This window comes from Alteromonas sp. W12, assembly GCF_001924945.1.
GTDB lineage: Bacteria > Pseudomonadota > Gammaproteobacteria > Enterobacterales > Alteromonadaceae > Alteromonas > Alteromonas macleodii.
This window is the reverse complement of the sequence record NZ_LQXH01000001.1, coordinates 1,671,615-1,695,680: the sequence shown is the minus strand read 5'-3', so window position 1 is coordinate 1,695,680 and position 24,066 is coordinate 1,671,615. Positions and strand designations below refer to the sequence as shown.

General features: G+C 41.8%; 24 protein-coding genes. 12 read left to right on the top strand and 12 right to left on the bottom strand.

Annotated features, from left to right (window positions below):
• Window positions 1-92: 92 nt before the first annotated feature.
• The gene (locus tag AWH61_RS07190; RefSeq protein WP_014949522.1) at window positions 93-851 is read left to right on the top strand and encodes a hypothetical protein; all 759 of its coding nucleotides are present in this window, start codon (window positions 93-95) and stop codon (window positions 849-851) included.
• A gap of 37 nt (window positions 852-888) precedes the next feature.
• Here AWH61_RS07190 and AWH61_RS07185 read toward each other — a convergent pair whose 3' ends face one another.
• On the bottom strand, window positions 889-1,773 hold the full coding sequence (locus AWH61_RS07185; RefSeq protein ID WP_014949521.1) for a LysR family transcriptional regulator: 885 nt from the start codon (window positions 1,771-1,773) through the stop codon (window positions 889-891).
• 122 nt (window positions 1,774-1,895) lie between these two features.
• On the opposite strand from AWH61_RS07185, the gene AWH61_RS07180 reads away from it, so the two are divergent.
• From AWH61_RS07180 to AWH61_RS07150, 7 genes are all read left to right on the top strand, one after another.
• The gene (locus AWH61_RS07180) at window positions 1,896-2,603 is read left to right on the top strand and encodes a CoA transferase subunit A (protein ID WP_039232997.1); all 708 of its coding nucleotides are present in this window, start codon (window positions 1,896-1,898) and stop codon (window positions 2,601-2,603) included.
• A complete protein-coding gene (locus tag AWH61_RS07175; RefSeq protein ID WP_014949519.1) occupies window positions 2,603-3,256 on the top strand; it encodes a CoA transferase subunit B in 654 nt (217 codons plus the stop codon). Before AWH61_RS07180 ends, AWH61_RS07175 begins: the two co-directional genes overlap by 1 nt.
• 262 nt (window positions 3,257-3,518) lie before the next feature.
• Window positions 3,519-4,844, top strand: coding sequence for a DEAD/DEAH box helicase (locus AWH61_RS07170; RefSeq protein ID WP_014976575.1), 1,326 nt, complete (start codon window positions 3,519-3,521; stop codon window positions 4,842-4,844).
• A 243-nt stretch (window positions 4,845-5,087) separates the two neighbouring features.
• Window positions 5,088-5,621 (top strand): hypothetical protein, encoded by a 534-nt coding sequence (locus AWH61_RS07165; RefSeq protein ID WP_075176672.1) that lies wholly within the window; start codon window positions 5,088-5,090, stop codon window positions 5,619-5,621.
• 279 nt (window positions 5,622-5,900) lie between these two features.
• Window positions 5,901-6,509, top strand: coding sequence for a hypothetical protein (locus AWH61_RS07160; protein WP_075176593.1), 609 nt, complete (start codon window positions 5,901-5,903; stop codon window positions 6,507-6,509).
• Between the two features lie 150 nt (window positions 6,510-6,659).
• Entirely contained in the window at window positions 6,660-7,214 is a 555-nt protein-coding gene (locus AWH61_RS07155) for a hypothetical protein (RefSeq protein ID WP_075176592.1), read from the top strand.
• Between the two features lie 346 nt (window positions 7,215-7,560).
• Window positions 7,561-8,601 carry a hypothetical protein gene (locus AWH61_RS07150; protein WP_075176591.1) on the top strand — a complete coding sequence of 347 codons (1,041 nt, stop codon included), beginning with the start codon at window positions 7,561-7,563 and terminating at the stop codon, window positions 8,599-8,601.
• 358 nt (window positions 8,602-8,959) lie between these two features.
• Here the strand turns inward: AWH61_RS07150 and AWH61_RS07145 are convergent, their stop codons facing one another.
• From AWH61_RS07145 to AWH61_RS07135, 3 genes are all read right to left on the bottom strand, one after another.
• Window positions 8,960-9,208 carry an EF-hand domain-containing protein gene (locus AWH61_RS07145; RefSeq protein ID WP_039220280.1) on the bottom strand — a complete coding sequence of 83 codons (249 nt, stop codon included), beginning with the start codon at window positions 9,206-9,208 and terminating at the stop codon, window positions 8,960-8,962.
• Window positions 9,209-9,260: 52 nt separating this feature from the next.
• Entirely contained in the window at window positions 9,261-10,256 is a 996-nt protein-coding gene (gene trhO, locus AWH61_RS07140; protein ID WP_014949513.1) for an oxygen-dependent tRNA uridine(34) hydroxylase TrhO, read from the bottom strand.
• Between the two features lie 149 nt (window positions 10,257-10,405).
• Window positions 10,406-10,960: a VC2046/SO_2500 family protein gene (locus tag AWH61_RS07135; RefSeq protein ID WP_014949512.1), complete on the bottom strand. Its 555-nt coding sequence runs from the start codon at window positions 10,958-10,960 to the stop codon at window positions 10,406-10,408.
• Window positions 10,961-11,081: 121 nt separating this feature from the next.
• On the opposite strand from AWH61_RS07135, the gene AWH61_RS07130 reads away from it, so the two are divergent.
• Both AWH61_RS07130 and AWH61_RS07125 read left to right on the top strand, forming a co-directional pair.
• Window positions 11,082-12,722, top strand: a complete 1,641-nt coding sequence (locus AWH61_RS07130; protein WP_075176590.1) for a response regulator — start codon at window positions 11,082-11,084, stop codon at window positions 12,720-12,722.
• Between the two features lie 19 nt (window positions 12,723-12,741).
• The gene (locus AWH61_RS07125) at window positions 12,742-13,287 is read left to right on the top strand and encodes a hypothetical protein (RefSeq protein ID WP_075176589.1); all 546 of its coding nucleotides are present in this window, start codon (window positions 12,742-12,744) and stop codon (window positions 13,285-13,287) included.
• 120 nt (window positions 13,288-13,407) lie between these two features.
• Here the strand turns inward: AWH61_RS07125 and AWH61_RS07120 are convergent, their stop codons facing one another.
• Window positions 13,408-14,250, bottom strand: a complete 843-nt coding sequence (locus AWH61_RS07120) for a DUF6279 family lipoprotein (protein ID WP_075176588.1) — start codon at window positions 14,248-14,250, stop codon at window positions 13,408-13,410.
• Window positions 14,251-14,427: 177 nt separating this feature from the next.
• Here AWH61_RS07120 and AWH61_RS07115 point away from each other — a divergent pair, with 177 nt between their 5' ends.
• Complete coding sequence (locus AWH61_RS07115) at window positions 14,428-15,432, top strand: ATP-dependent 6-phosphofructokinase (protein WP_014949508.1); 1,005 nt, start codon at window positions 14,428-14,430, stop codon at window positions 15,430-15,432.
• Between the two features lie 111 nt (window positions 15,433-15,543).
• Here the strand turns inward: AWH61_RS07115 and AWH61_RS07110 are convergent, their stop codons facing one another.
• The 4 genes from AWH61_RS07110 to AWH61_RS07095 all read right to left on the bottom strand — a co-directional run bounded on the left by AWH61_RS07110 (window position 15,544) and on the right by AWH61_RS07095 (window position 18,799).
• The gene (locus tag AWH61_RS07110; protein ID WP_014949507.1) at window positions 15,544-16,371 is read right to left on the bottom strand and encodes a LytR/AlgR family response regulator transcription factor; all 828 of its coding nucleotides are present in this window, start codon (window positions 16,369-16,371) and stop codon (window positions 15,544-15,546) included.
• A gap of 1 nt (window position 16,372) precedes the next feature.
• Entirely contained in the window at window positions 16,373-17,446 is a 1,074-nt protein-coding gene (locus AWH61_RS07105; RefSeq protein ID WP_014949506.1) for a sensor histidine kinase, read from the bottom strand.
• A gap of 147 nt (window positions 17,447-17,593) precedes the next feature.
• A complete protein-coding gene (locus AWH61_RS07100) occupies window positions 17,594-18,055 on the bottom strand; it encodes an Mpo1 family 2-hydroxy fatty acid dioxygenase (protein ID WP_039232973.1) in 462 nt (153 codons plus the stop codon).
• Window positions 18,056-18,115: 60 nt separating this feature from the next.
• The gene (locus AWH61_RS07095) at window positions 18,116-18,799 is read right to left on the bottom strand and encodes a PilZ domain-containing protein (protein WP_014949504.1); all 684 of its coding nucleotides are present in this window, start codon (window positions 18,797-18,799) and stop codon (window positions 18,116-18,118) included.
• A 192-nt stretch (window positions 18,800-18,991) separates the two neighbouring features.
• Here AWH61_RS07095 and AWH61_RS07090 point away from each other — a divergent pair, with 192 nt between their 5' ends.
• Entirely contained in the window at window positions 18,992-20,818 is a 1,827-nt protein-coding gene (locus AWH61_RS07090) for a M61 family metallopeptidase (protein WP_075176587.1), read from the top strand.
• A gap of 96 nt (window positions 20,819-20,914) precedes the next feature.
• Here the strand turns inward: AWH61_RS07090 and AWH61_RS07085 are convergent, their stop codons facing one another.
• From AWH61_RS07085 to yejK, 3 genes are all read right to left on the bottom strand, one after another.
• Window positions 20,915-21,823 (bottom strand): M23 family metallopeptidase, encoded by a 909-nt coding sequence (locus tag AWH61_RS07085; RefSeq protein WP_075176586.1) that lies wholly within the window; start codon window positions 21,821-21,823, stop codon window positions 20,915-20,917.
• A 38-nt stretch (window positions 21,824-21,861) separates the two neighbouring features.
• Window positions 21,862-22,737: a 6-carboxytetrahydropterin synthase gene (locus AWH61_RS07080; RefSeq protein ID WP_014949501.1), complete on the bottom strand. Its 876-nt coding sequence runs from the start codon at window positions 22,735-22,737 to the stop codon at window positions 21,862-21,864.
• A gap of 66 nt (window positions 22,738-22,803) precedes the next feature.
• Window positions 22,804-23,910, bottom strand: coding sequence for a nucleoid-associated protein YejK (gene yejK / locus AWH61_RS07075; RefSeq protein ID WP_014979307.1), 1,107 nt, complete (start codon window positions 23,908-23,910; stop codon window positions 22,804-22,806).
• Window positions 23,911-24,066 lie beyond the last annotated feature (156 nt).

The following is a 24,066-nucleotide window of genomic DNA, read 5'->3' as shown; positions in this document are numbered from 1 at the left end:
TGACCGATAACATTAAGTAATACAAAAAGTAACGCTCGTACGTAGTAATACGTTAACGTTATAAAAAATAAAAAACAGACGGAAACACACGCATGTACGTGATTATTATTATATTAATTGTTGTTTTGCTAATCGCAGCTATCTTTATCAATGCAATGCAACAACATCGTCAAAAGCAAGAGGCTGAGCGCAGAACTGAACTTGCCAAACAGCGTACTATTGTCGACGAAACTGAGAACGTTATTGCCGCCTGTGTAAACATGCCTGTTTCTTCGCGCATTATGGGCATACTTCACAATCGTATTCTAAATGCCTTGAAAGCAATGAACGATTTATCGAGTACATCTGAACTAAAACAGCGTATCTCAAGCAGTGAGCAAGCAACCGCCGCGGCTCTTTCGGACAATAGCGGTATCACTAACGATTTCGCGTTACCCGACAACGACAAAATGATCATTCAATACATTCAGGCCGTTAAGAAACTGCGCATTATTCTTCGTTCAGAACATAGTAAAGGGCAAATTGATTCTAAAGTATTCATGGATGAAGATAAGCAGCTTGAACGCTTGCAGGTAAAAGTAAATGTAGAAACATTGATTAAGCGCGGCCGCGCTGCACTTCAAACCAATATGCTTGGGTCAGCCAGACAGTATTTTGAAAAGGCGAAAAACGCACTAGAAAATCAAAATCCCCAAGACGAATACTCAATGTCTAAACTTGCTACACTTAACGAGTGGTTACACGAAATCCAAAGCAACCTTAAGAGCGTGAACGAAAAAGATCGCGCCAAGAAGCAAGAAGAAGAAAGAGACGAATTAGACGAGTTGTTCGCACCTAAGAAAAAGTGGTAGGTCGAACCTTTTCTTAGAAACTATAAAGCGCATTATTTCACTCATAATGCGCTACGGCCATGTCCCACATAGATTGAGCCGGCAGCGATAACCCTTTTCGCGCATTTCGAATTATTCCAATATTTTTCACCAGAGGCATGTCACTAATTTCTTTTGTTACTAGCCCCAATCCCTCCATTTGCGCTTTACAAATCGCCGGCATAATAGATATACCTAAACCATTTAGAATGAGCTTTCCTAGTGTAGATAGCTGCCCCGTTTCCGCGATTATATTTAGCTCACCATATTGTGCTAGCTTAGATTGAGTCCAATGACGTACCGCAGATCCCCTATTCATCATTACCAATGGAAGTTTTAGACAGTCCTGCCAATGCAACTTGTCCCCTAAATGGGCTGATTGTGCTTTGTTGGTCACAACAACAAACTCATCAGCAAAAAGGCTTTTAAACACTAAACCATCTTTGCGCTCTGGCTCAAACGAGAACCCAATCTCGCTGCGGCCTGTAGTAACTTCATGAATTACCTGTTCCATTACTACATCGACAATTCGTAAGTTTACGTTTGGAATTCGTTGATGAAATACTGACAAGATATTCGGTAAATGAGACTCGGCAAATGACGGCATAGCGCAAATGGTAAGCTGCCCTTTCGCCATAGCAAACAAATTTTGAATATCAGAAAAAGTATTGTCCCAGTCGTGCAGTAGCCTCAAAGCATTTGGAAACAACACCTCTCCTTCTGGTGTTAGGCTTACATTGCGTGTGTTGCGTTGGAATAGCTTACCGCCTAACTGCTCTTCCATTTTTTTAATTGCCGATGACAAAGCTGGCTGTGTTAAATGTAGATTTACCGCGGCTTCAGCAAAGGTTGATGACTTGGCCACTTCTACAAACGCTTTTATTTGACGGTATGAAACATCCATAAACTTTTCAACTGCTCTCAGCGATTAATAAATAGTTTTTATTAATCGCAAGATTAATTCGATTTTACAAATGAAGCAACAATGTCGATACTTATTTTTAACAAATGCATTGGAGATAGAGAATGGCGGGATTTAACAAAGTTGTATCCTCATACGAAGAAGCAATGGCTGGCCTTGAAAATGGTATGACAGTTATTGCGGGCGGTTTCGGGTTGTGCGGTATACCCGAAGGACTGATAGGCCAAATTAAGAAAATGGGCGTATCTGGACTTACTGTAGTTTCTAATAACTGCGGTGTAGATGGATTTGGCTTGGGTCTTTTACTAGAAGACAAACAAATAGCAAAAATGGTGTCTTCTTATGTAGGTGAAAATGCCCTGTTTGAAAAACAACTGCTCAACGGTGAGCTGGAAGTTGAGCTTACACCTCAAGGAACGCTGGCGGAAAAAATGCGCGCTGGTGGTGCTGGCATTCCTGCCTTCTACACTGCCACAGGTTATGGTACGCCTGTTGGTGAAGGAAAAGAAGTCAAAGAATTCAACGGTCGCCCTTATATTCTTGAACATGCTATTACTGGCGACTTTGCCATTGTAAAAGCATGGAAAGCAGATACTTACGGAAACTGTATTTATCGCCATACAGCACAAAACTTTAATCCTATGGCCGCTACTGCAGGTAAAGTCACTGTGGTAGAAGCAGAGGAAATTGTAGAGCCTGGTGAATTGAACCCCAGCGAGATCCACACTCCCGGGATTTATGTAAACCGTGTCATTCAAGGTTCATTTGAAAAACGTATTGAACGCCGTGTAGTTAGCAAGGAGTCAGTGTAATGCTTAGTAGAGAACAAATCGCAATGCGCGTCGCTCAAGAGTTTAAAGATGGCGATTACGTCAATTTAGGCATAGGTATCCCTACCCTTGCAGCTAACTATGTGCCAGATGACATCAGCGTGATGCTACAGTCAGAAAACGGCCTTTTGGGTATGGGACGTTACCCGACTGAAAGTGAAATTGACGCTGATATGATAAACGCTGGTAAAGAAACGGTAACGGCTATCACAGGCGCATCTATTTTTAGTAGCGCCGAGAGCTTTGCCATGATCCGCGGTGGTCACGTTGACTTTACTGTACTTGGCGCATTTGAGGTTGATGTATCGGGTAATATTGCCTCTTGGATGATACCGGGCAAACTCGTTAAAGGCATGGGCGGCGCTATGGACTTAGTTGCTGGCGCGAAGAACATAATTGTTACTATGACCCATACCGACAAACACGGTAACCCAAAACTACTTGGCGAATGCACTTTACCGTTAACCGGTGTTAACTGTATTACGCGCATTATTACCGACTTAGCAGTGCTGAGTGTTGAAGACGGCGCATTTGTGCTTCAAGAACGTGCACCGGGCGTCAGCGTTGACGAAATTAAAGAGAAAACGGGCGGAAAGCTTGTTGTTCCTGAAAATGTACCTGAAATGCAGTTTTAAACTCTGCGTTTGATTGTGCTTTTCATTTAATCGTTCTTCGCAATGTCGCGCTTATCATTCAGCATTTATGCTCTTGTGGTAAGCGCGCACCATTGAGTTAACTCACATTTTTGCTTTAACTTTATATTCTTCGTTGAGTAACGATTGTTACAAGTACCTGGCTTCAGTGTGCAAACTTATAAGCCTTTCCAATAAACCTTTAAATGCACCGTGCATTAAGGGATAATGCGCCCGAATGTCATTTTAAAAAGGCTATACCTTCTTGCTAGTTACTGATTTACCTGTTCACCACAAAATTATTTCAAAGCTCGAAACGAAAAACATTTCGACGCTAACCGAAATTCAAGAACGCACAATGCTGCCAGCTATTCAGGGCAAAGATATTATTGCGTCATCAAAAACGGGTTCAGGTAAAACCTTCGCCTTTTTAGTGCCAGCTATAAACAGGCTAATGTCGCAAAAAGCCCTTAGTCGTCAAGACCCACGCGCACTTATTCTTGCGCCAACTCGTGAGCTAGCCAAACAAGTTTTCATTGAAGCTAAATCAATGTGTACCGGGCTAAATCTTACTTGTTCACTTATTGTGGGTGGTGAAAATTATAACGACCAAGTTAAAGCGCTTCGCCGTAACCCTCACATTATCGTTGGTACCGCTGGTCGTGTAGCCGACCATCTATTAGATAAAAGTGTGTATTTAAACGGTTTAGAGTTGCTTATCTTTGATGAAGCCGACCGAATGTTAGACTTAGGCTTCTCTGCTCAGCTTAAAATGATTAACGACTATGCTGATCACAGAAAGCGTCAAACTATGTTGTTTTCTGCCACGCTCGATAATATTGAGCTAAAGCATATGACAACGCAGTTAACCAAAGGCGCTGTTCGTGTAGCTGTAGGAGACTCAACCGCAGAGCATGGCGATATCGAACAGAAGTGCTTCTTTGCAGACAATGTTGATAACAAAGATCAAATTTTACAGTTTGAGCTAGCCAATCGTACCTACAACCAAGCTATCGTATTTACCGCTACCCGTGAAGATACCGATAGAATTGCAGCACTGCTTAACGAACAAAACTTAGAAGCTATTGCGCTTCGTGGTGATATGCTACAAAGCCAACGCGCAGCAGTAATGAGTGCGTTTGCTCGTGGACAGCACAGTATTCTGGTCACTACCGACCTCGCCTCTCGTGGACTAGATCTATCAAAAGTTGGATTGGTGGTTAACTTTGACCTTCCTAAGAACGCGGATGAATACATTCACCGTATCGGCCGTACAGGCCGTGCTGGGCAAAAAGGCGAAGCATTCTCGCTAATTGGCCCTCGTGATTGGAACAGTTTCGAGGGGCTTAAGAATCACCTTCAATATGCGTTAGAGTGTTCACCGCATGACGAATTCTCGGCGTCTTTCAAAGGTTTTACGCCGAAGAAAAAAGTATCGAAACAATCAAATGCGAAAAGTGGTAAAAAGCGCGTAGCGAAACCAGCAAAACCTGGCACTAAAAAACGTGTCGATACCATGTCTGGAGAAGATATTGGTATGGTTCCTGTGAAACGAAAGCCAAGAAACACTCTGTCTGACGACGATGAATAAAACTCTATATCGTAGTTTGAACCATCACCGCCGCTAGTCACAATTCACTGTTGAATAGCGGTGTGTAACCTTTCACTTTGTTTTTAATCACATTTTCTTACAGCCCTTTGATGGAACACTTCGCCATCATATGCTCTACTACGCATATAGCAACAAGTCGATCGAGCTGACTACACGCTTCAACTGTTTGTAACAAAGCGTGTAAGCGGCACACACTCCCCCTTTAAAATGGATTTTAACCACATGAAATTTATAAAGTTCGTATCGTTAGCCTTGTTTATAGTAATAGTCGTTGTGGCACTCTCCTATGAAAAAATAATAGCACGCGTATTGTTGCCGCAGTACATAGAGTGGGCACATCAAACAGATATGAAAGGCTTAAAAATAGGTCAACCGTTGAACGAACAAGAATTGGCGCTAGCAGCGGAGATAGGCATAAAACAGCCTAAGAAAGTAAGAATTGTTTATGTAGATGAAGTGCCATATCCCTACGAAAACTTCGCGCTTAAAGTGTTTGGCGAAGCCGTTGGACTTGTTGGAGAAGGAATAATAAATAACGCACAAGTTTTCGGCTATTCGATTTATGCTCGTAAAGATTTCGAGCTTAATAGACCCAAGTTAGCCCACGAATTAGTGCATGTGTTACAGATTGAACGAGCAAGTTTAGATGAAGTTGTCACCCAACACTTTTTCGACATGGCTGAATACGGTTACGATAAAGCCCCACTAGAAGTAGAGGCGTCCGCAGCCAATATAGTATACAGCGCTGATTGGTAGTCTTTACTACATAGCATACTTTTTTAGCTTCGCCCAACGTGTAGGTTCATCTGTCGAGGCTTTGAGTTCTGCTATAGACAAGTTGTGGACGAATAGATTATTGACTAGCTACTTCTGCTTTGTGCCAGAAGCTGCCGTTCACGAGCAGGTATCACAATGGCACGTTTGTACGTGAAACAGACAATTTTCCTTTCCCATGGAAACGCAGAATATGGTTTTTTCATGGGAAATGGGTGTTACTATGAAGTCTCAGTAATAAGCTGTTAGGCATCTTTTAAAGTGAGCACATTTATTAAGGTATCAATTAAACCCAACGCTCTTCACCAAGTAAAAACAGAGCTTGGGCTTTATATAGTAAGAGCTAAAGAATTAATTGATAACTTCGAAGATATTCAAAATGACGGATTTAGCTTCCATGGTGGTCATAATTTTTATAGAAATGAAGGAGGCTTTGTTACGGGTGGCAACCTCAATATAAACCGTCATAGACTAAAAGGTCTATTTCTTGATTTTAGATTTTTTATAGCAAATGATGAGCCTACTAGTTTCCTTAAGTTTACTGGCATACTGGGAAAGTTATCAGAAGAACCATTGTTCAGACAATGCTTAAAATCTGAAAAGAAGATATGGAAAGATGAAGGAATTCTGAAGGGGTGGGTTAATGTGAATGCTTGTGACCTCATAGTTACATATTTTAATTCTAAAGCTTTTCATGGCCTGCTAGAAGGTGAAGAAAAATATAAAACACTTATAGAGCGGATGGATAGCGAAACCTTAAACTGGCTGCTCTGCTATTATATTGATGACAGAGTTAGGTGTGTTAGCCGCATATCTAGAATGATAGAAAGTTATGAACAAGGTTATTTTGAAGTGCCAGAAAATGCCTAACAAAACGCTGTTGACACTCCCTCCGGTCGCTGGGAGGCTAACACGTGGGCTAACTCACTTCGTTCGGATTTTAGACCACGTGCTAGCGCCCCCAAAGCTTAGCGTTATGTTTGGTCTAGCAACACTGCAACCAAGGAAGAAGAGGTCAAGTTGTCAAAGCAAAGTAAAGTAAAACACACGCAGGATGAATTTCTTCTTAACCAGTTTAACGAAATGTCAGAGAATCCCGAATACTGGCATAACAAAGCTGCGGAACTATTTACATCTGCCGGAGTAATTTGGAAGGCCATGAACAGTGGAAAGGACTTTTATGCAAAGTGCGATGCAACATACAAAATGTTAATGGGGATGTCTTTTGAAGCTTTATTAAAGGGTCTTTGCATTGAAAGTAGAAAAGTTACTACAGCTGATTTAATAAGTCATGACCTTGTAAAGATTTCAAAAATTATCGAATTACCTTTAGATAAAGCAGAAAATAAATTATTGATGTTGTTGTCTGATTACATCAAATGGGCTGGAAAGTATCCAATTCCGAAAAATTCGGGACAATTACAACAATACAGATCTATGGTCGATTCAACCGAATTTGATAAAGTTAATATCGGCGGCTTTAACGCAAGCATTTCAAATAATGCTTTAGATTATGAAGAATTGACTCCTATGTGGCGCAGGCTTTCAGATAAATTGCTAAAAACTCCTACTTAAACATAAGAAGTCAATTAAATGCGGGACTGCTAAAGCAGGGATCAGTTCCACCTCGCTACACCGTTTAGTTAAGCATTATGAGCCCCTTACTAAGGTGTCAAAGGTCCGCCCCTTGTCTTTTTGAAGCCCGCCAGTGCTTGCTGTAGGGCAGCTCTGTGCCAGAAGCAGCCGTTCGAATATTAGTAATTAAACGGCAGAAGAGTACGTGAAGCAGACAGTCGGAAATGCTTTCCTATGAAAATACAGATTATAGTTTTTCAGGGGAAACGCGGTTACTATGAAGGCTCAGTAATAAGCTGTTAGTTTAATCTGTAGTCTAGTTATGCATTCTTAAGGGATTTATTTCATGCAAGTCTCAAGCTACGCGATCGAAAAAATGGGATTCTCTAAATATCCTGATGACAACGAATTGCCAGTCAAGTTTGCCGTTCAGAGGGTTTATTCTTTGCAAGGCATCAACTTTGAAAAAGAAAGCGAACTATTAAAATCTGCCGTCTTTCAATTTGGAAAACAATGCAAAGTTGTCATTGCCGATTCAGTAAATAAAGCTGCAAATGAAATTTGTGGAGAAGACTATGCTGAAAATGAAGAAGAATGGGTGAAAGAAAAAAAGGGTCGCCCACCTTATTTATTAGTATGTTTCGAAGAGAATGAAGAACATATACTTAAAGGTGGTTATCGACAGGAGAAAGAAGATCACATTTTAACTTACGATGGGTTTAAAGACGGTAAAAAAGAAATAAAAAAATGGGAGTTGGAGGAGTTACCAAGCATAATAACATCGCTTACCGTGCATTTTTCAGAACCAGATTTACACATTAAATTAGTATCTTTAGACCGAAGTGTTTATGGAAAAACCAAAGATGATAAAACACTTTTCGATTTAAAAATGACTGGGAGTATGAGTGCGTTTGTATCTCGACCTAAGTCTACAGAGGAAATAAATTCATCCTTAAGAAAATCTACAAACTTGTATTCTTCATTAGACCAAAAAACAAGTCGCCATATATTTATGGCTCTAGAAGAACCAGATCGCTTAAAGCAGTTCCTATACTATTTCTTGTTCATCGAGCGATTTACACATAGCCAATTCAAAAAAATTGACTATGATAACTATGCTAAAAATATGTTTAATATTCCGGCAAGAATAAAAAATGTAGGTATGGAGTTCTTCAAAGAACGTCAACTAGACGCAAAGAATTTATCTCAGCGGTTTCAATGGTGCTCTCTACTTCTTTGGAATGAGATAGATGATAGTGATGTGACTTCATTTAAGGAACTAAAGAAAACTAGAGATTTGATTTCTCATGGTGAAAACGTTATTGAATCCACATTACCAGTAGAAGAAATAAGAAGACTTGCTCTGAAGTTGCTTGGTAGCATTTAAACCTAACAAGAAATTAAATAAGGACAAAAAACAGTTGGCTTGTGCTCATTCGTAGCGATTTTAGCAAACAATTTTTTGCCTGTTAATTAGGTGTTGAACGTCTGCAAATTGTCTGAAGCGGTCTCGCGAGTTAGAAATATCCAATGTCCGCTTTACGCTCGAAGCCGACAGTGAAGGCTATTCAAAGGAAGCTATATCTCACTCCCAACACGAAACGCCAAACTCAACACACAAAAAAACGAGTGCTTAAAAGCACTCGTTTTCAATTGGCTCTTTTACGTGGCCTAGCCCTCGTTTTCACGCTTGGCCTAGCGTGTCGAAAAGCCTCAGTCGACGATAAGTGTAACTAAGTTTAAACTTAGTATTCCCACCATCCTTCTTGCCACCACTCCAAAAACTCTTCAAAGTCGATGTAACCGTCGTCGTTACTATCGATAAGCTTAAAGCCTTCTTGTACGTGGCTAGCTTTCGTTTTTGGTGAAATAACGGTTAGAAGCTCGATGAACTCCGGCAAATCGATTTGGCCGTTGCCATCACGATCGAAAAAGCTGAAGTCCTTTCTAATTTCTTCAATTTTAGATTCTGAAAGTTGAGTGCTCACTCGCATTCCTTATTTCAACTGCAATAAGCACGAGTGTAACGCCCTTCTTTCTAGCTGTCTACGCCTGATTTTCTTTTGCTTTAAGTGCGCGTAAACGTTGAGCTTCTGCTTTTTCCTGACGCTTTTGTTCCATGGTCAAACGCGCTTCCGTTCCTACGTGTTCTTGTTGACGCTCTTTTGCCAGCTGAACCTGTTTTTCACGTTCTCTAAAGCGAGCAATTTGATCGTCGGTATGGGTACCAAAGCAGTGTGGGCAGCTTACACCCGGCTCATACTTATCACTCTGCTTGTCTTCTTCAGTAATTGGAAGTCTGCACGCGTAGCACTGCTCATAATGGCTTTTCTCTAAGTCATGGTTAACTGCAACGCGATTATCAAATACAAAGCAATCGCCTTCCCACAACGACTCTTCTTTCGGTACATCTTCAAGGTACTGTAGAATACCGCCTTCTAAGTGATAAACCTCGTCAAACCCCTGCTCTTTCAAGTAAGCCGTCGATTTTTCACAGCGAATACCACCGGTGCAGAACATAGCCACTTTTTTGTTTTTTGACGGGTCGAGCTCCTTCGCTACGTATTCAGGAAACTCACGAAACGTTTCGGTTTTTGGGTCGATAGCGTGTTTGAACGTACCAATTTCAATTTCATAACCGTTTCGCGTGTCAATAACCGTAACATCTGGGTCGCTAATAAGTGCGTTCCAGTCTTTAGGTTTTACGTAAGTACCAACGGTTTTGCGAGGGTCAATACCCTCAACGCCCATGGTCACAATTTCTTTTTTCAGTTTTACCTTGGTGCGATAGAACGGCTGTTCATCGTGAAGAGATTCTTTGCAAGAAATAGGATTAATACGCTCGTCGCTGTTTAAATAAGCAAGTAATGCGTCGATACCTTCGCGGGTACCAGAAACCGTACCGTTTATCCCTTCGTGGGCAAGAAGAAGTGTACCTTTAATGCCATTAGCTTCCATTGTTTCGAGAAGCGGTTGGCGGATTTCTTTGAAGTTTTCAAGCGCAACAAATTTATACATTGCGCATACAATATATTTAGACATATTTTAACCTTTGCTGATTGGAGCGTAAGACCAGTGCAAAAATGCGGCGCGCAATATAACAAAAAGGAATGATAAAAACTAGGGCGGATACGAATTAGCGCTCCTACGTCAACCCAAACTTAGCACGCAACAACGAATTGAAATGACTGCTATGCAATATTCTCAAAAGATGTGAAGTGTGACGAATTTTCTTGTTGTGAATGGTATTCTTTATCTTGTGATGAAAGGATATCGTATAGCAGCGTATTATCTTCCTTCACGGTGTTAGCGTATTCCTTTTTCAACCGCTTTTGTGTTGCCAAACTACAATTATCTACTACATCGTCGGGTAGACGTTTAGCATCATCAGTTTGTGAAAGTGGAGAGGGATTCATACTTAAATATAACCTTGCTGCCGCATAGTCTTGAGATACTAACTCAGACAAAACGCGCATTCTGCCCCATTCGCTTTCATTAGCAGCTAGCGATGGCCTTCTATAATAATTTAACGATGCAAGCTTGGATTCGATGCTGCTTTTATCATCAGATTCTGACGCAACCGCTTCAATTTCAAATGGCTCGGCAACACTATGTTGCTGCATAGCAAGATATAAAGAGAACAACGCTCCCTGCGCAGATGCTTTAGCAAGCACACCACTGCGCTCCCAGTATATACTGGGGTCAATAGGTATTTGCTCACGAGCTTCGACAGTTTCTTGCGACATTCTTATTTACAACTTCATATGTATACTTATGTTTTCGGCAAGATAATGTTTTTCTTAAGCTTATTATCTAAAATTAGATATACTCCTATAAAGTAATCGCGTGCTCATTCATGGATTTGAAATGCAATTTAGCAACAAACAAGTACTGATTGTTGAAGACCAACGCCCTTTCCTTCTTTTATTAAAGGGGCTGATGCATTCGATGGGCGCATCTGATGTAGTTACAAAGTCATCTGCTGAACAAGCGGTATCACTATGTAAAAAGCATAAGTTTGATATTGTAATTTGTGATCTACACTTGGGAGCTGACAACAAAAATGGCTATGAGCTCATTGAAGAGTTGCGTACTCGAAGGCTTATCAGTCCCACATCGGTGTTCATTCTGATAAGCGCAGATAGCGCTCGACCGGTAGTGTTGGGCAGTATTGAACGTAGACCCGATGATTTTTTAATTAAGCCCTTTTCTCAAGTTCAGCTGAAGTCTCGTATTGTTCGTGCGTGGCAAAAAAGACAGTTTCTCCAGCAAGCGTTTAGTCTCGTTGAACAGGGTGAAATAAACAGTGCGATCGACCATATCGAAGCGTTACTTGACGCCCCTTCCCACTATAAAGGTCACTGTGAACAGCTATTAGTCGAGCTATATTGGCGTATAAAGCAACCCGATAAAGCGCTAGATGTATTACGTGACTACATTGACGGAAAACCCGTGCTGTGGGCACAAATAGCTATTGGAAAAACTTACTTGCTTTTAAAGGAATATGAGAAAGCGATTTTAATTGCCAAGAGAACGCTAAAGCGAAACCGGTTCAATGCAGACGCTCACGATATTCTTGCGCAAGCACACCAAGCCACGACATCTGGCGACAAAGCACTAGATGCAATAAAAGAAGCAATAAAACTGTCGCCCTACTCCCTACCCAGGCATTTCAAAGCCTGTGAAATAGGTCGGCAAAATGACGATTTAGTGCTGGCAGCGAGTTCAAGCCAAGCGATCTGGGATTTATCGAAACGAACCGTTCACAAAACAAGTTTGCACTGGTGCGGTATTATCCGAAGCCTTTTAGATGTCGCAGAGTTTGCAGACGACAAGCGCCAGCGCAATAAGTATCAGCAAGAAGCATTACTAACTCTGCAAAGAGGAAAGTTTGATGAACATCTTCAAAAAATGGACAGAGATTTTGACGTAGATATATTTGGTACAATCGTCAACGCTAGAATTAGCGCAATAGACGGCAAACTGATTGATGCCAAACGCCACTTAACAACGTCACAAACACTTCTTGACGATAAGTACACGGATGTTCCTACCGCGTTTATTCCTGACAGTATTAACGTTATGTATAAACTGGGTGAGTTTGATGATGCGCTACAGTTGAATGCACTTTTAACTTCAAGACAGGATGAGCTCGACCAAAACAGTTTAAACATGCTTGATGCGCAAGCCCTCAATGCTCAGAAAAACTTAGCCAGTTATCAACAGTTCAACCGCGAAGGCATTCAACACTATCAGCAGCAAGATTACGAACGTGCTAAAGCTTCGTTTGCCCTTGCTCAAGGCTTTGCTCCTGTAAATACAGGGGTTGCGCTTAATCTATTGCAATGTCTTCTACAAATTGCAATCAAAGAAGATAAAGCCGAAATGAAACTCATTAATGAGTGTAAGCGGCTGTTTAAATTGATTGACGATATGTCACTTAAGGCGCCTTACAAAGAAAAATACACCAACCTTAGAGATGAACTCTCTAAATATATTGGCTTTTGAATTAGAAAACTGGTGAGCTATGAGATTGTTAGTTTTTTTACTGGTGGCAATTTTAATCGACGAGGTTAGCGCCAATGAACAGGCGCTAAGTCAGAACGAGTCTTTTGTACTAGCCGATGCTGGTATTCACAGAATGACATTTGAAGAGCTAAACAGTGGTGAAATATTTGTTATTCGCGGATTAAAAGTACCTAGCACACAGCAATTCGAGGGTAGTCAAGCTAACGAGAAACACCTCCCAAAACTCGTCAAAGTTAAAACTGGCAAATACTATCTAAAATCGATAACTCCAGCTTTTTCGAACATTGGGGTAAGACGTTTTAAAAAACCCGAATGCGATGGCTGCTTTTTCTCGCTTCAACCAAGCGCGGTTTCTTATCTGGGTAGGTGGAATATTGATTTAGAATACAAATCAAGGAATAAGGTAGAGTGGCATATACAGAGGCAGTATTCCTACGAGAACCTTAAAACATTAAAACAAAAAAACACTAAATTGACCGAACTTCCCCTTTTCGTTGTTAACGAAGAAGGTAAAGTTCTTAAAATCGACTGGAAAGAATTATAACTTAATACCTTATTTAGTACTGAGTTCTACCACCATAAGTCGGAGCTTTCTTCTTGTATTACGAGAAGACCAGTACTGTATCGACCGAGCTGAATGTGTACTGAGCCAGAGTATTACTAATTAATCCATAAAATTATCAACCGTTTCGATTAGCTCATCCACGTTTTCAATCAGTGTTTGACGCTGTTTCTCTGAAAGAGTTGAAAATATCTCGGCCAGTAGCGTTGCCGTCACAGTCATATTATGAGCACTACCTTGCTTGTACACATCGCTTTTATAATTATCCGGATTTTGCATGAGAGCCACCAATTCTTGCTCAAACCTTTCGTTTTGCTTGCGCGAAACGAATAACTTTCTTGCCGCATTTTGAATGTTTCTGCGATACGTTATCCAAGCGTCACCTGTAGAAATAAACTGTTGCGCGTAGGTGCTAACAATTTGTTTTTGCTCTTTACTTAGATCTCCAATACGCTCACTTATTGTTTCTTGTATTTTCTCAATTCTATCTTTAAGTCTCTCTGCTTCAGACTTTTCCAGCGCCTCTTGTCGCTCTTCCTCTTCTTCTTTATTGTCTTTTTCTAATGCCGCAAATAGGGTGACAACTTGTTCATCATCGAGTGTTTTAGCTATAGCCGCTAGTTCAGGACTGACCTCGTCTCGTACGCGCTCCCAATGCGATCTAGCTAGCTCAAGGTTGTTATAAACAATACTCGAATTAAGGGTGTCATTCTGAATCTGCTTTTTTATATCCTCTAATTGCGCTTTATAACGAGTAAGTTCAATCTTCTTGTGCCAGCTCAACCAATTTTGTAAATGCGCATCAAACTTCTCCTCTTGCTCATCTTTAAGCTCGATGTAATCGTCCATGTACCAATACACCCACCAATCCAGGTTGTTATAAGCCAGCTTAGAACTGCATGAAGTAAGAAAAATAATAAAGACAACAACCAACAATGAACGCATAGTATTTCCTTTTTTTACGTTAGTTACGTCGTGACAAGCAAAAACGCTTATTGCTGTGTACTGAAAAATTGAATTTTACTTTGATATTACGCAATAAATATCCGCAATAGAGAACTTTACGTTGCACAGCCTTTACTCTACTTTAATGGCATTGCCTGTAAAAAGAAGGACTTTAATGTGTCAAAACGTGTCGCAATTTTAACCTCTGGTGGCGACGCCCCAGGTATGAATGCATGTATACGTGCCGCAATTATTGCGTGTCAGAAAGCTAATTTTACCTTACTTGGCTACAAGCACGGCTACAACGGATTACTACAGCAAGAGTTTATTCCTCTATCTCTTGATTCAACGCACAATCTTATCCAGCAAGGCGGCACCATACTACACAGCGCAAGGTGTAAAGAATTTAAAAATCGTGAAGGGCTTATCAAAGCGGCTGATAACTTGAGACAGGCCGAGATCGACACACTTATTGTAATCGGTGGTGACGGATCTTTTCGCGGCGCAGCAAAGTTGAGCGAACTATGGGATGGCCAGATTCTTGGTATTCCTGGAACAATTGATAACGATATAGCGGGCACTGATGCCACTATAGGCTACTTTACCGCAATAGATACCGCCATGAGTTCTATCGATAAAGTTCGTGATACAGCTGATGCGTTCGAACGTATTTTCCTTGTAGAAGTAATGGGTCGCAATGCTGGCTTTTTAGCATTAAATGGTGCTCTTTCCGCGGCTGCTGACTATGTGGTTGTTCCTGAGTTTTTTGAATCCGCTGAGACTGAAATCAAAAAGATCGTAAACCAGATAAAAGCGCAGCGTGCTTTGAAAGGGCCCGTCAGTTTTATTGTTGTAGTAGCTGAAAACGTTTGGCCTAATGGCTTAACAGGATTAACCGAAGCTTTGCAGTATCACAATATCAACGACGTTAGGCCAGTAACCTTGGGACATGTCCAACGTGGCGGCTCGCCGGTAGCACAGGACCGACTGCTCGCCACTACTCTTGGCGAATTCGCCATAAGCTTAGTAGGAAGCGACGTCACCAACATAATGGTTGGTGAAGTTAATCAGCGCCCTATTACCGTACCTCTACCCAAAACTTGGGAAGAAACAAAACCCCTCAATCAAGCCCGGGTTGACGCTATGCGTACCCTAATGAACGAAAGATACAGCTGCGACTAAGTAAGATGGTTCAGACGCTGTTTAACTTGAAACTTTTATAGATTGTAAAAACAAAAAAGGCGGTGCTTTATAATAAAACACCGCCTTTTAGTACTTAATGCTCAAGCTTCTTTACATCTTCATTGCCGCTTTCACTTTATCACGATGACTGCGACTCACTTTAAGTTCTGTATCATTTTGAAGTATTAAATGATATTCGCCACTAATATGGCTCACTAACTTTTTAACAAAACGGATATTAGCAATAGCTGAACGGTGCACTCGAACAAAGAACTGTGGGTTGAGTTCCTGCTCAAGTTCTTTCATGGTTTTGCGCATTATATGCATGCCATCCAGTGCGTGAACGCACATATAATCACCTGCAGCATCAATCCATTGAATGTCTTGAACGTTTACGCGCGTTACTTCTGAGCCATCTTTAATAGCCAATACATCTGGGTATGGATTGGTTTCAACCGGCTCACCATTAGCTAACTTGCGTAAAATCTCTTCGCAATCATCGCCAGTAAGTTCAGCAACAAGGCTTACCAATTTTTGTGACTGCTCATCTTGATGCTGAGTTGAGTAATATTCACGTACTTTGTTTAACGCCGCACCTAAGCGCTCGTCGTCTGCTGGTTTTAACAGATAATCTAAAGCATGCACGTCAAACGCTTTTATTGCGTAGCTGTCATAAGCAGTTACGAAAACGATCATGGGAATGGGCTGTTTCAGTTCGCGCAACTTGTGAATAACCTGGAAGCCGTTTAAACCGGGCATTTGAATATCTAAAAACACCAAATCTGGACGATGTTGAGAAATGCTACTTACAGCCTCTAGGCCGTTCTGACACTCTGCAAGCACCTGCACATCATCATGACGCTCTAACCTGGCACGAAGGCCCTTGCGTGCTAAAGGTTCGTCGTCCACTACAATGGTTTTAATCACTTGCTTTGTCATGTTATACGTCCTTAACTTCATAGGGAATGCGTATTCTAACTCGCACGCCTGAAGGCTGATTGTGTTCTATAGAGAATGCAAAATTACGATGATAGAGGGATTGCAAACGCTCTTTTATATTGGCTAGGCCTACGCCGTTTTCTCGACTAAGTGTTCCGTCTTTGATATCTGCACCAGGGCCGTTATCGGCAACATCCATTAACAAATCATTGCCAAATGTACGTGCCGTAATCGCTATACGACCACCATTTTCCATCTTAGATATGGCGTGCTTTATTGAGTTTTCAATAATGGGCTGCAAGATCATGCTCGGCACAAGTGCACTTTCACACCCTTCATCGATGTCCCATAGTACTTCTAGACGATCGTCAAAACGTACCTTCTCTATCTCTAGATAGAGTCGTAATGCCTTTATTTCCTGACCTAGCGGTACTCGCTTTATCGGGTCGTTGTCTAATGAATAACGTAGAAAGTCACTCAAACGCGACACCATCGCTTCTGCTGTGTCGTTCTCTTTTAAAAGAATAAGGGTTGAGATAGCGTTAAGCGTATTGAAGAGAAAATGCGGGTTGAGTTGATAGCGCAACATCTTTATGTGAGCTTGGTGCGCCATGGTACTCGCCTTTAGCGCGTTCTGCTTCTCTTTTTGAAGCATTTGGAAGTTCTTGATGCCAAAGTACACACCACTCCAACACCCCACCATTATTAGCGAGTTAATAGTGTTGGTAAAATACATATACCATTCGTCTGGGCGATATCCGTGCTTGTAGATTTCCCAGTAGTTAATGTTTTTTACCACGGCCCATAGCAAAGCAATTAAGTAGCACGACACAATCACTATGATGATCATGTTGAGCGGAGATTGCTTTCTTGCCCATCGATAGATGTAGCGAAGCGGAATGGTTAGCAACCATCCTGCATAGGCATTAAGCATGATGATGAAAACCCAAATGGGTCGAACATCATGGAGAAAAGATCCGATGTAATAAATTATTGCGAACCCTGCCCAGCCTGCACTGTGCAATGTCCAAAATAAACGTTCATTACTTTCTATTACACGCTGAAAGCGACTCACAATATTACCAATTTAAAAACTTATAAGAAGATTATACGCAAGCCTTGCCACGACCCAAGCGCCTTGGTCGTGCCCCTTATGCTTCTTGTCGCAGGGCAAAATCTTGAAATTAGACATGTTTTGGCTATATCAATTCGCTGATTAAGCTCAGTAACTGATATTCATTCTTTTCAGCCAGTGCACCCACCACCAGGCTGGGCCAACCAGCAAGAAGCGCAAATCGTCAAAAAACGAAGGCTTTTTGCCCTCGATATGATGGCCAATAAACTGCAAAATCCACATAACGACAAACAGTACAAGAGAAAATAACCATACTGAGATACTGAAGTGGTCTAGGGTATTAACTGCACCGAAACACAGTATAGTTAAGAGGGTCATTGCAGCCCCAATCGGACCAGACAACATAAAATAATAATACAATACGGGAACCGCTATGATATGCGCCCACGTTATATCGAATTGCGCTATGATTTCAGGTACCGGCAAACTCCAAAGCAAACCTATCGTTACGAAATAGATGCTGGGTACGGCAATAGCATGGATGATAACGTTGGTCTTGTTTTGGTGGCTTTCACCGTACTGCATTAAAAGTCGCTCAATACTTCTCATGTAGATCCCCTTAGCCTGTTATTTTGATTATTATCTAAAGAGCACCCAACTATTGTTTTCCTATGTTAACAATGTGTGTCGGGACAACAGCGTTTTTATCAATTTTTCTTCACAGGTAAAGGCGAGCCCATAATAAACCACATCACTATCAAGCTTATGATTTTTAACTTTTGCAGTAAGCGCTACTTCTTTACCGTCCAACGAATAGTTTAGCTTAACCTCAGCTTCATCGAGCATTACCGGCCAATTTGGCTTGACCTGTAACGCTACTTTGCACCCTTTTTCACTTAAATCTATGATGATCCCCGTTACGTTTTCGTCACTGGGATAAACGTCAGCTTCTAACGTTACTGAAACGCCAAGTTGAGCACGCTTTACAGCGCGAAGCCCTATACTTTCAATACGTTTTGGAAAGGTTGTAATAAGTAAGCCTGATGGCTTTGAAAGCAATTTGAGTACTTTCACTTTAAACGCAATAACCTGGCCAGTATCGCCCTCAAGCACAGAACGCACCACGATATCGTTGCCAACAGTCAGAGCATCCCTAACGGTAATCCACTTCGCCGATGTTGGAATATGAAAAAGCAAACATTCATCAATAAGCATGCCTATGTAGTCAGTCTTCACACGCTTTGGCGCTGCAGGCATAGCAATTTGTAAATCTACTGTATCGCCGGGTACCAGCGTACGCAACGATTCCAAATTATCTTCGCTTAGTAAATTGCTTTGTATTTTTTCAGCCATTTGTATTTGTTATTGCTGGATTTAATGTCATTTAACTCAATGTACGCATCAAACAAAAACTTATCAATACTACGATTGAAAACCATGTCCAATAAACGTAAAAATTGCCCCTTAGTAGCAGGCAATCTATTGGGATTAACTCAATAGGTTGATATAGTTGACGGATAGTTTTGCTTATCTTTTCGGACGTTTATGACCTCTGCTCTTCGCTATACGTTAACTATTTCCAATTGGCGTGCCCATCAATTTACTGTCGCGCTGCAAATACCTGAGCATTCTGGCTCATCAATTGAGCTTAGCCTTCCAAGCTGGATCCCGGGAAGCTACATGGTGCGCGATTTTGCAAAAAGCATTATCGAGCTAACTGTAAACACTTCTGAAGGTCATAGTACTGAAAATGTTGGCGATAGAAGCGTTTATAGCCTTTCGGTAACTAAGCTCGATAAACAAACTTGGCGTGTAGACACAGATGGAAAACCATGTACGGTCGTTTACTCGGTTTATGCCAACGACTTATCTATTCGCTCTGCTTTTATGAACGACCAATATGCGTTTATAAATGGAACCAGTGCGTTTCTAAACGTTTCCGGCTTCGAGAATGTGCCGTGTGAGGTGGACATTGAGCTGAACGACAGCGATTCTGCAACCTCGAATTGGAAGGCTTATACGTCAATGCCTTCTCGTTGTGAAAGTACAAGCCCGTCTCGGTGGCACTTCGTTGAAAAAAATTACGATGAGCTCATTGATCATCCCATTTATGTGGGCATTGCAGACACTCACAGCTTTGAGGTTGACGGCATTACGTTTACGTTACTTTTCTCAGGTAACAACAATATTGATTATGAGCGCATAGCAAATGACTTAACGCCAATTTGCAAGCACCACCTAGATTTGTTTGGTGCTCCACAACCTATTAATAACTACCTGTTTATGACGCTACTTGCCGACAATGGGTTTGGCGGTTTAGAGCATAAGTATTCTACTGCCCTTCTTTACCCTCGCTTCGACCTTCCTCAAGTTGGTGAAAGTGAGAAAAAAACCGACAGCTACATCACATTCTTAAGTCTGTGCAGCCATGAGTTTTTCCACACATGGCATGTTAAGCGCATTAAACCTAGCGTAATGGTGAAACCAGACTTATCTCAAGAAACATACACGAATCAGCTGTGGATTTATGAAGGCTTTACCAGTTTCTATGATGACGTAACCCTTGCTAGAGCCGGCGTTATTGAACCACAGAAATACCTTGATATTGTTGCACAAAATATCAGTCGACTTTTACAAAACGCTGGGCGCTTTAAACAAAGTGCAGCTGAAAGTAGTTTCGACGCATGGACAAAGTTCTATAAGCAAGATGCGAGCGCTACTAACAATATCGTTAGTTACTACACCAAGGGAGGCATTATCGCCCTTGGGTTAGATTTACTCCTTCGTAAGCAGTCAAACGAACAAGCGAATTTAGATACCTTGATGCAGTTATTGTGGAAACACTATGGCGTGGATGAAAAAGGTACGCCTGATGACGTGATCCAAAATCTATGTACAACGCATTTTGGCATTGATGTTTCAGAATACTTAAATCGCGTGGTGTATGGCACAGACGATGTAGAATTGGCTTCGTTAATTTCTGAAATGGGCGTTAACTATGCGGTTCGTGCTCGCGTGTCAGGTGAAGATAAAGGCGGTGCCTCCTCGCTGCCTGCGATTAAAAATCAGCTTGGCGCCACGTTAAAGCCAGCTACCTTCGGACTTACGGTAATGCAGGTATTTGAGGGTCTTGCCGCAATGAAGGCAGGTGTTCTTTTAAACGATGTCATCATTGCGTTAAACGGCCACATTGTTAATGCCCAGAAGCTTCAGCGCCTATTAGATAATGCCCAAACGTTACAGGTAGAGTTAACGCTTATTCGAGACGGGCGGCTTCTAACCCTGCCTCTTGAGGTAACTGAGGCAAGAAAAGAAATGGCTTATTTTGAAATCACTGATGAAGAAAAGCTCAATCAGTGGCTGGGGAAATAACACCGCCCTGTAGCGTAAAAACTAAAAAGGCGCTTTGAGAGTTTACCTGAAAGCGCCTTTTTCTTTATGACTGTTAAAACTAAATCAAATTAATGGTTACTCTTCGGGAGCCCCCGAAATGATAGTCTGTGGGTCTAAACGAGTGTTGCCCAAATTAATACGCCAATCCAGATGCGGGCCTGTAGAGCGCCCTGTTGAACCTATCGTTCCAATCTGCTCGCCTTGCTTAACGGTTTCACCCACTTCTACCGTTATAGTGTCCATATGAAGAAACGTTGAAAACACGCGCATGCCGTGGTCGAGAATCAAGGTGTTACCCGAATAATAGAGATCATCAGCCATTGTTACCACACCATCAACAGGTGCATACACAGGCGTGCCCGTTTCATTGGCGATGTCCAAACCATAATGCGGCCATTTCGGCACGCCATTTAGAATGCGCTGACTACCGTAAACACCGGAAATAACGCCTTTCGCAGGCCACTCAAACCGGGTGAATAATGCATCTAAATCAGTATTACCGCTTCGCGCGTTAGCTACGTTGATATTGTCTTGCTTAATACGCGCCGTCACTTCTGCTGGCGGAGAAACCATTTTTTGCTCTAGCCCGTCAATTCGCTGAATGTTGTATTCGCGTTTTTCAAGGGTAATGTCTCGCTGCCACTTTTGGCCGTTGTCTAATTTTACAGCCAACGTTTGCTGCAGTGGCGCTTCCCGTTCAAAGCCAACAACAAATTTTCCGTCTTTGTTGGTTTGAACAGTTTCGCCATTAAGCGTTACTTTGGCCCCAGCGGGAGCTTGCCCGCGCAGTAAGGCACCTTGCGTAAACTTACCGTTCAACACTACGTTTACTTGCTCTTGACTAGATAACGCTTCTTTTTGGCCGTTTAACTCTACATCTGCATAAGCAAATGGCATAGAGGCAACTGTGCTAATTGCCACTACACAACTCATTACACGAGATAGTGCGCTATGCAATGCGTTTTTTGAAAGCGTGAATGCCATAGTTGTTTCCTTTCCCTATAACGAGCTGTGGTCAAATGTTAACCCTTTACTGTGGCGCCTTTACCTACGCCCTCATAAGCAATAACTTGGCAAACGCCATCAGGCGTGCGTTTCTTCTGCTCTTCAAGCAGATACTGCGCCAAACACTCGACTGTTGAGTCGGTTTCGATGACTTCACAATCTGACTTAGGAATTAATAGTTCAAAATAGCCTTGTGACGACTCGTAAGCAAAACAGTAGTAATCCGCTTCATTTGAAACTTGACCTTTAAGCTTTCTGTCGCTGTACGCTATTTCGTCTTCACGGGTGGCTATATAGATGTCGGCCCAACGGTCAGCCCAATACTGCTGACTTTCAACACACACTTTGCCGTCAAGTATAATATCGATTCGCGAACGGTGACCGTGCGCTATGCGCTGACAATTACCATCGTGCTTTTTAAGCCCGTGGGTATAGTGATAATACGGAGAATTAATGACTTCCTCACGTAAATGCAGCGTAATGTTTTCAACGTTTTCTGGAAGATGAGTCGCCAATACTTCTTTTAAGTAAACGCCAACAGATTCCATGTTTATCTCATCAGAATAAACAAATGCATAAGCTTCAGCGGGGCAATGTAGCATGATGCTACGCCCATCAATGCAGGTAAAGCGCGCTTCTACCTGTTCAGAATCGTCGTCGTGAATAACCTCTGAACCGCTGTATTCAGCAGGTACAAGCAACTTGTGATCAACATATTCGTCGATTAGTCGCTTTAAGTTCTTTTTCACGTGACCAAAGTCTTGAACCATGCTCTCTTCGTTGAGCTCACCGTCCAAAATCACATCGACAATCCAGCTTTCCCCTACCATACCGCGCTTTGGGCAAAGGTAAGAGAAGTCCATCACTGTCAAATCATTTACAAATAATTGCATAACACCCTTGAATCGAGTTTATATTCTACTAACTAGTATACGTTTTTTATCTTTGCTTCGCAGCGACTAGTCCATTGAAGATTGGCGATTAAGCTGATCTTTTAAATTAGGTGGAATTCCACGGATTGTTAGCGTATCCGTAGCTGGGTCGTAAAATACTCGATCGCCCATTAGTTTGCGTTCGAAGCTAAGCGATATACCACCACCCTGACCGGTAAATTTAGCAAGTTGTTTCAGCGCTGCTGGGTCTGGCTGAATTTCTTTTTCAAGCGGTACTTCCATAGACTGTGTAAACGCAGAAAAGTTACTGCTAGTTTCTTCATTTTGTGGAAGTCGGTTAGCCAGTTCATCTACCGATAAACTCTCGCCCGCATCAATCTTTTCTTTAAAGTATGATTTAACTTCTTCTCTATGCTGGTGCTGCTCTTGCGGGTCTAGTGACTCACTGGCTAGGTAGGCATCGACCGTAGAAATCAGTTGTTTATTTTGCTGTTTAACATCAACCAGCTCTTCGCAGCCTACAAACTGCATAAAGAAGTCTGATACCTTACGTCCCATTCTACCTTTAATAAAACTAACGTAACGCTGCTGCTCTGGCTGAATATCCCACTGAGTTAAATCGAACCGCACAGCGAGCTGCATTTTTGCTAAATCTAAGTGTTCACGCGCAGAAAGATCCAAAGAGTTTGTCACTTCAACGTGCGAGCGGGTATTTAACAATGCAATCATCAAATACTGTGTGGCTAAATACTCATACTGGCAGAAAATAAGAAAACCGGTCTCAACCGTACCCGTTTCTGCCAAAGTGCGAACTAAGCGATTGGTCGCTGATACCGAAAACGCATGGAATGCATCTTCAACGTTATCACCCGCCGCTTTTTGAATATCCATGTATTGCTTAAGGCCTTCCGCGAACTCTGCTACGTTCTCGGTGCTCTTTTGCGTAGTCGCTTCGCCTTCTTCGTTTTCCACTTTTGCTTCACGGGTAACTTCCGTCACGAAGTGGCCAACCCCTTTTCCAGGTTTAGCATTGAAACTGTGGTTTATTTGATGGGCAAGAAGCTCGATTTCCGGAGTAACAGCTAAGCAGTTGTCACGTGGAATTGCTTCAATTTTCTCTTCTTTGTTTACAATCAAACGATGTACAACAAAGTGATGAATCAGTGCACTCATAGAGTATCGGGTGTCCTGTTGCTTAAAAAGTGTCAGAAATATCCAAAGAATTGCGGGATTTTAGAATGAATGATTGTACTCACTCAAACAACGATTATAATCATTTTACGTGTAAAACCATTCTTTTTATCAAAGAAATCATAAAAAAGAGGCGTA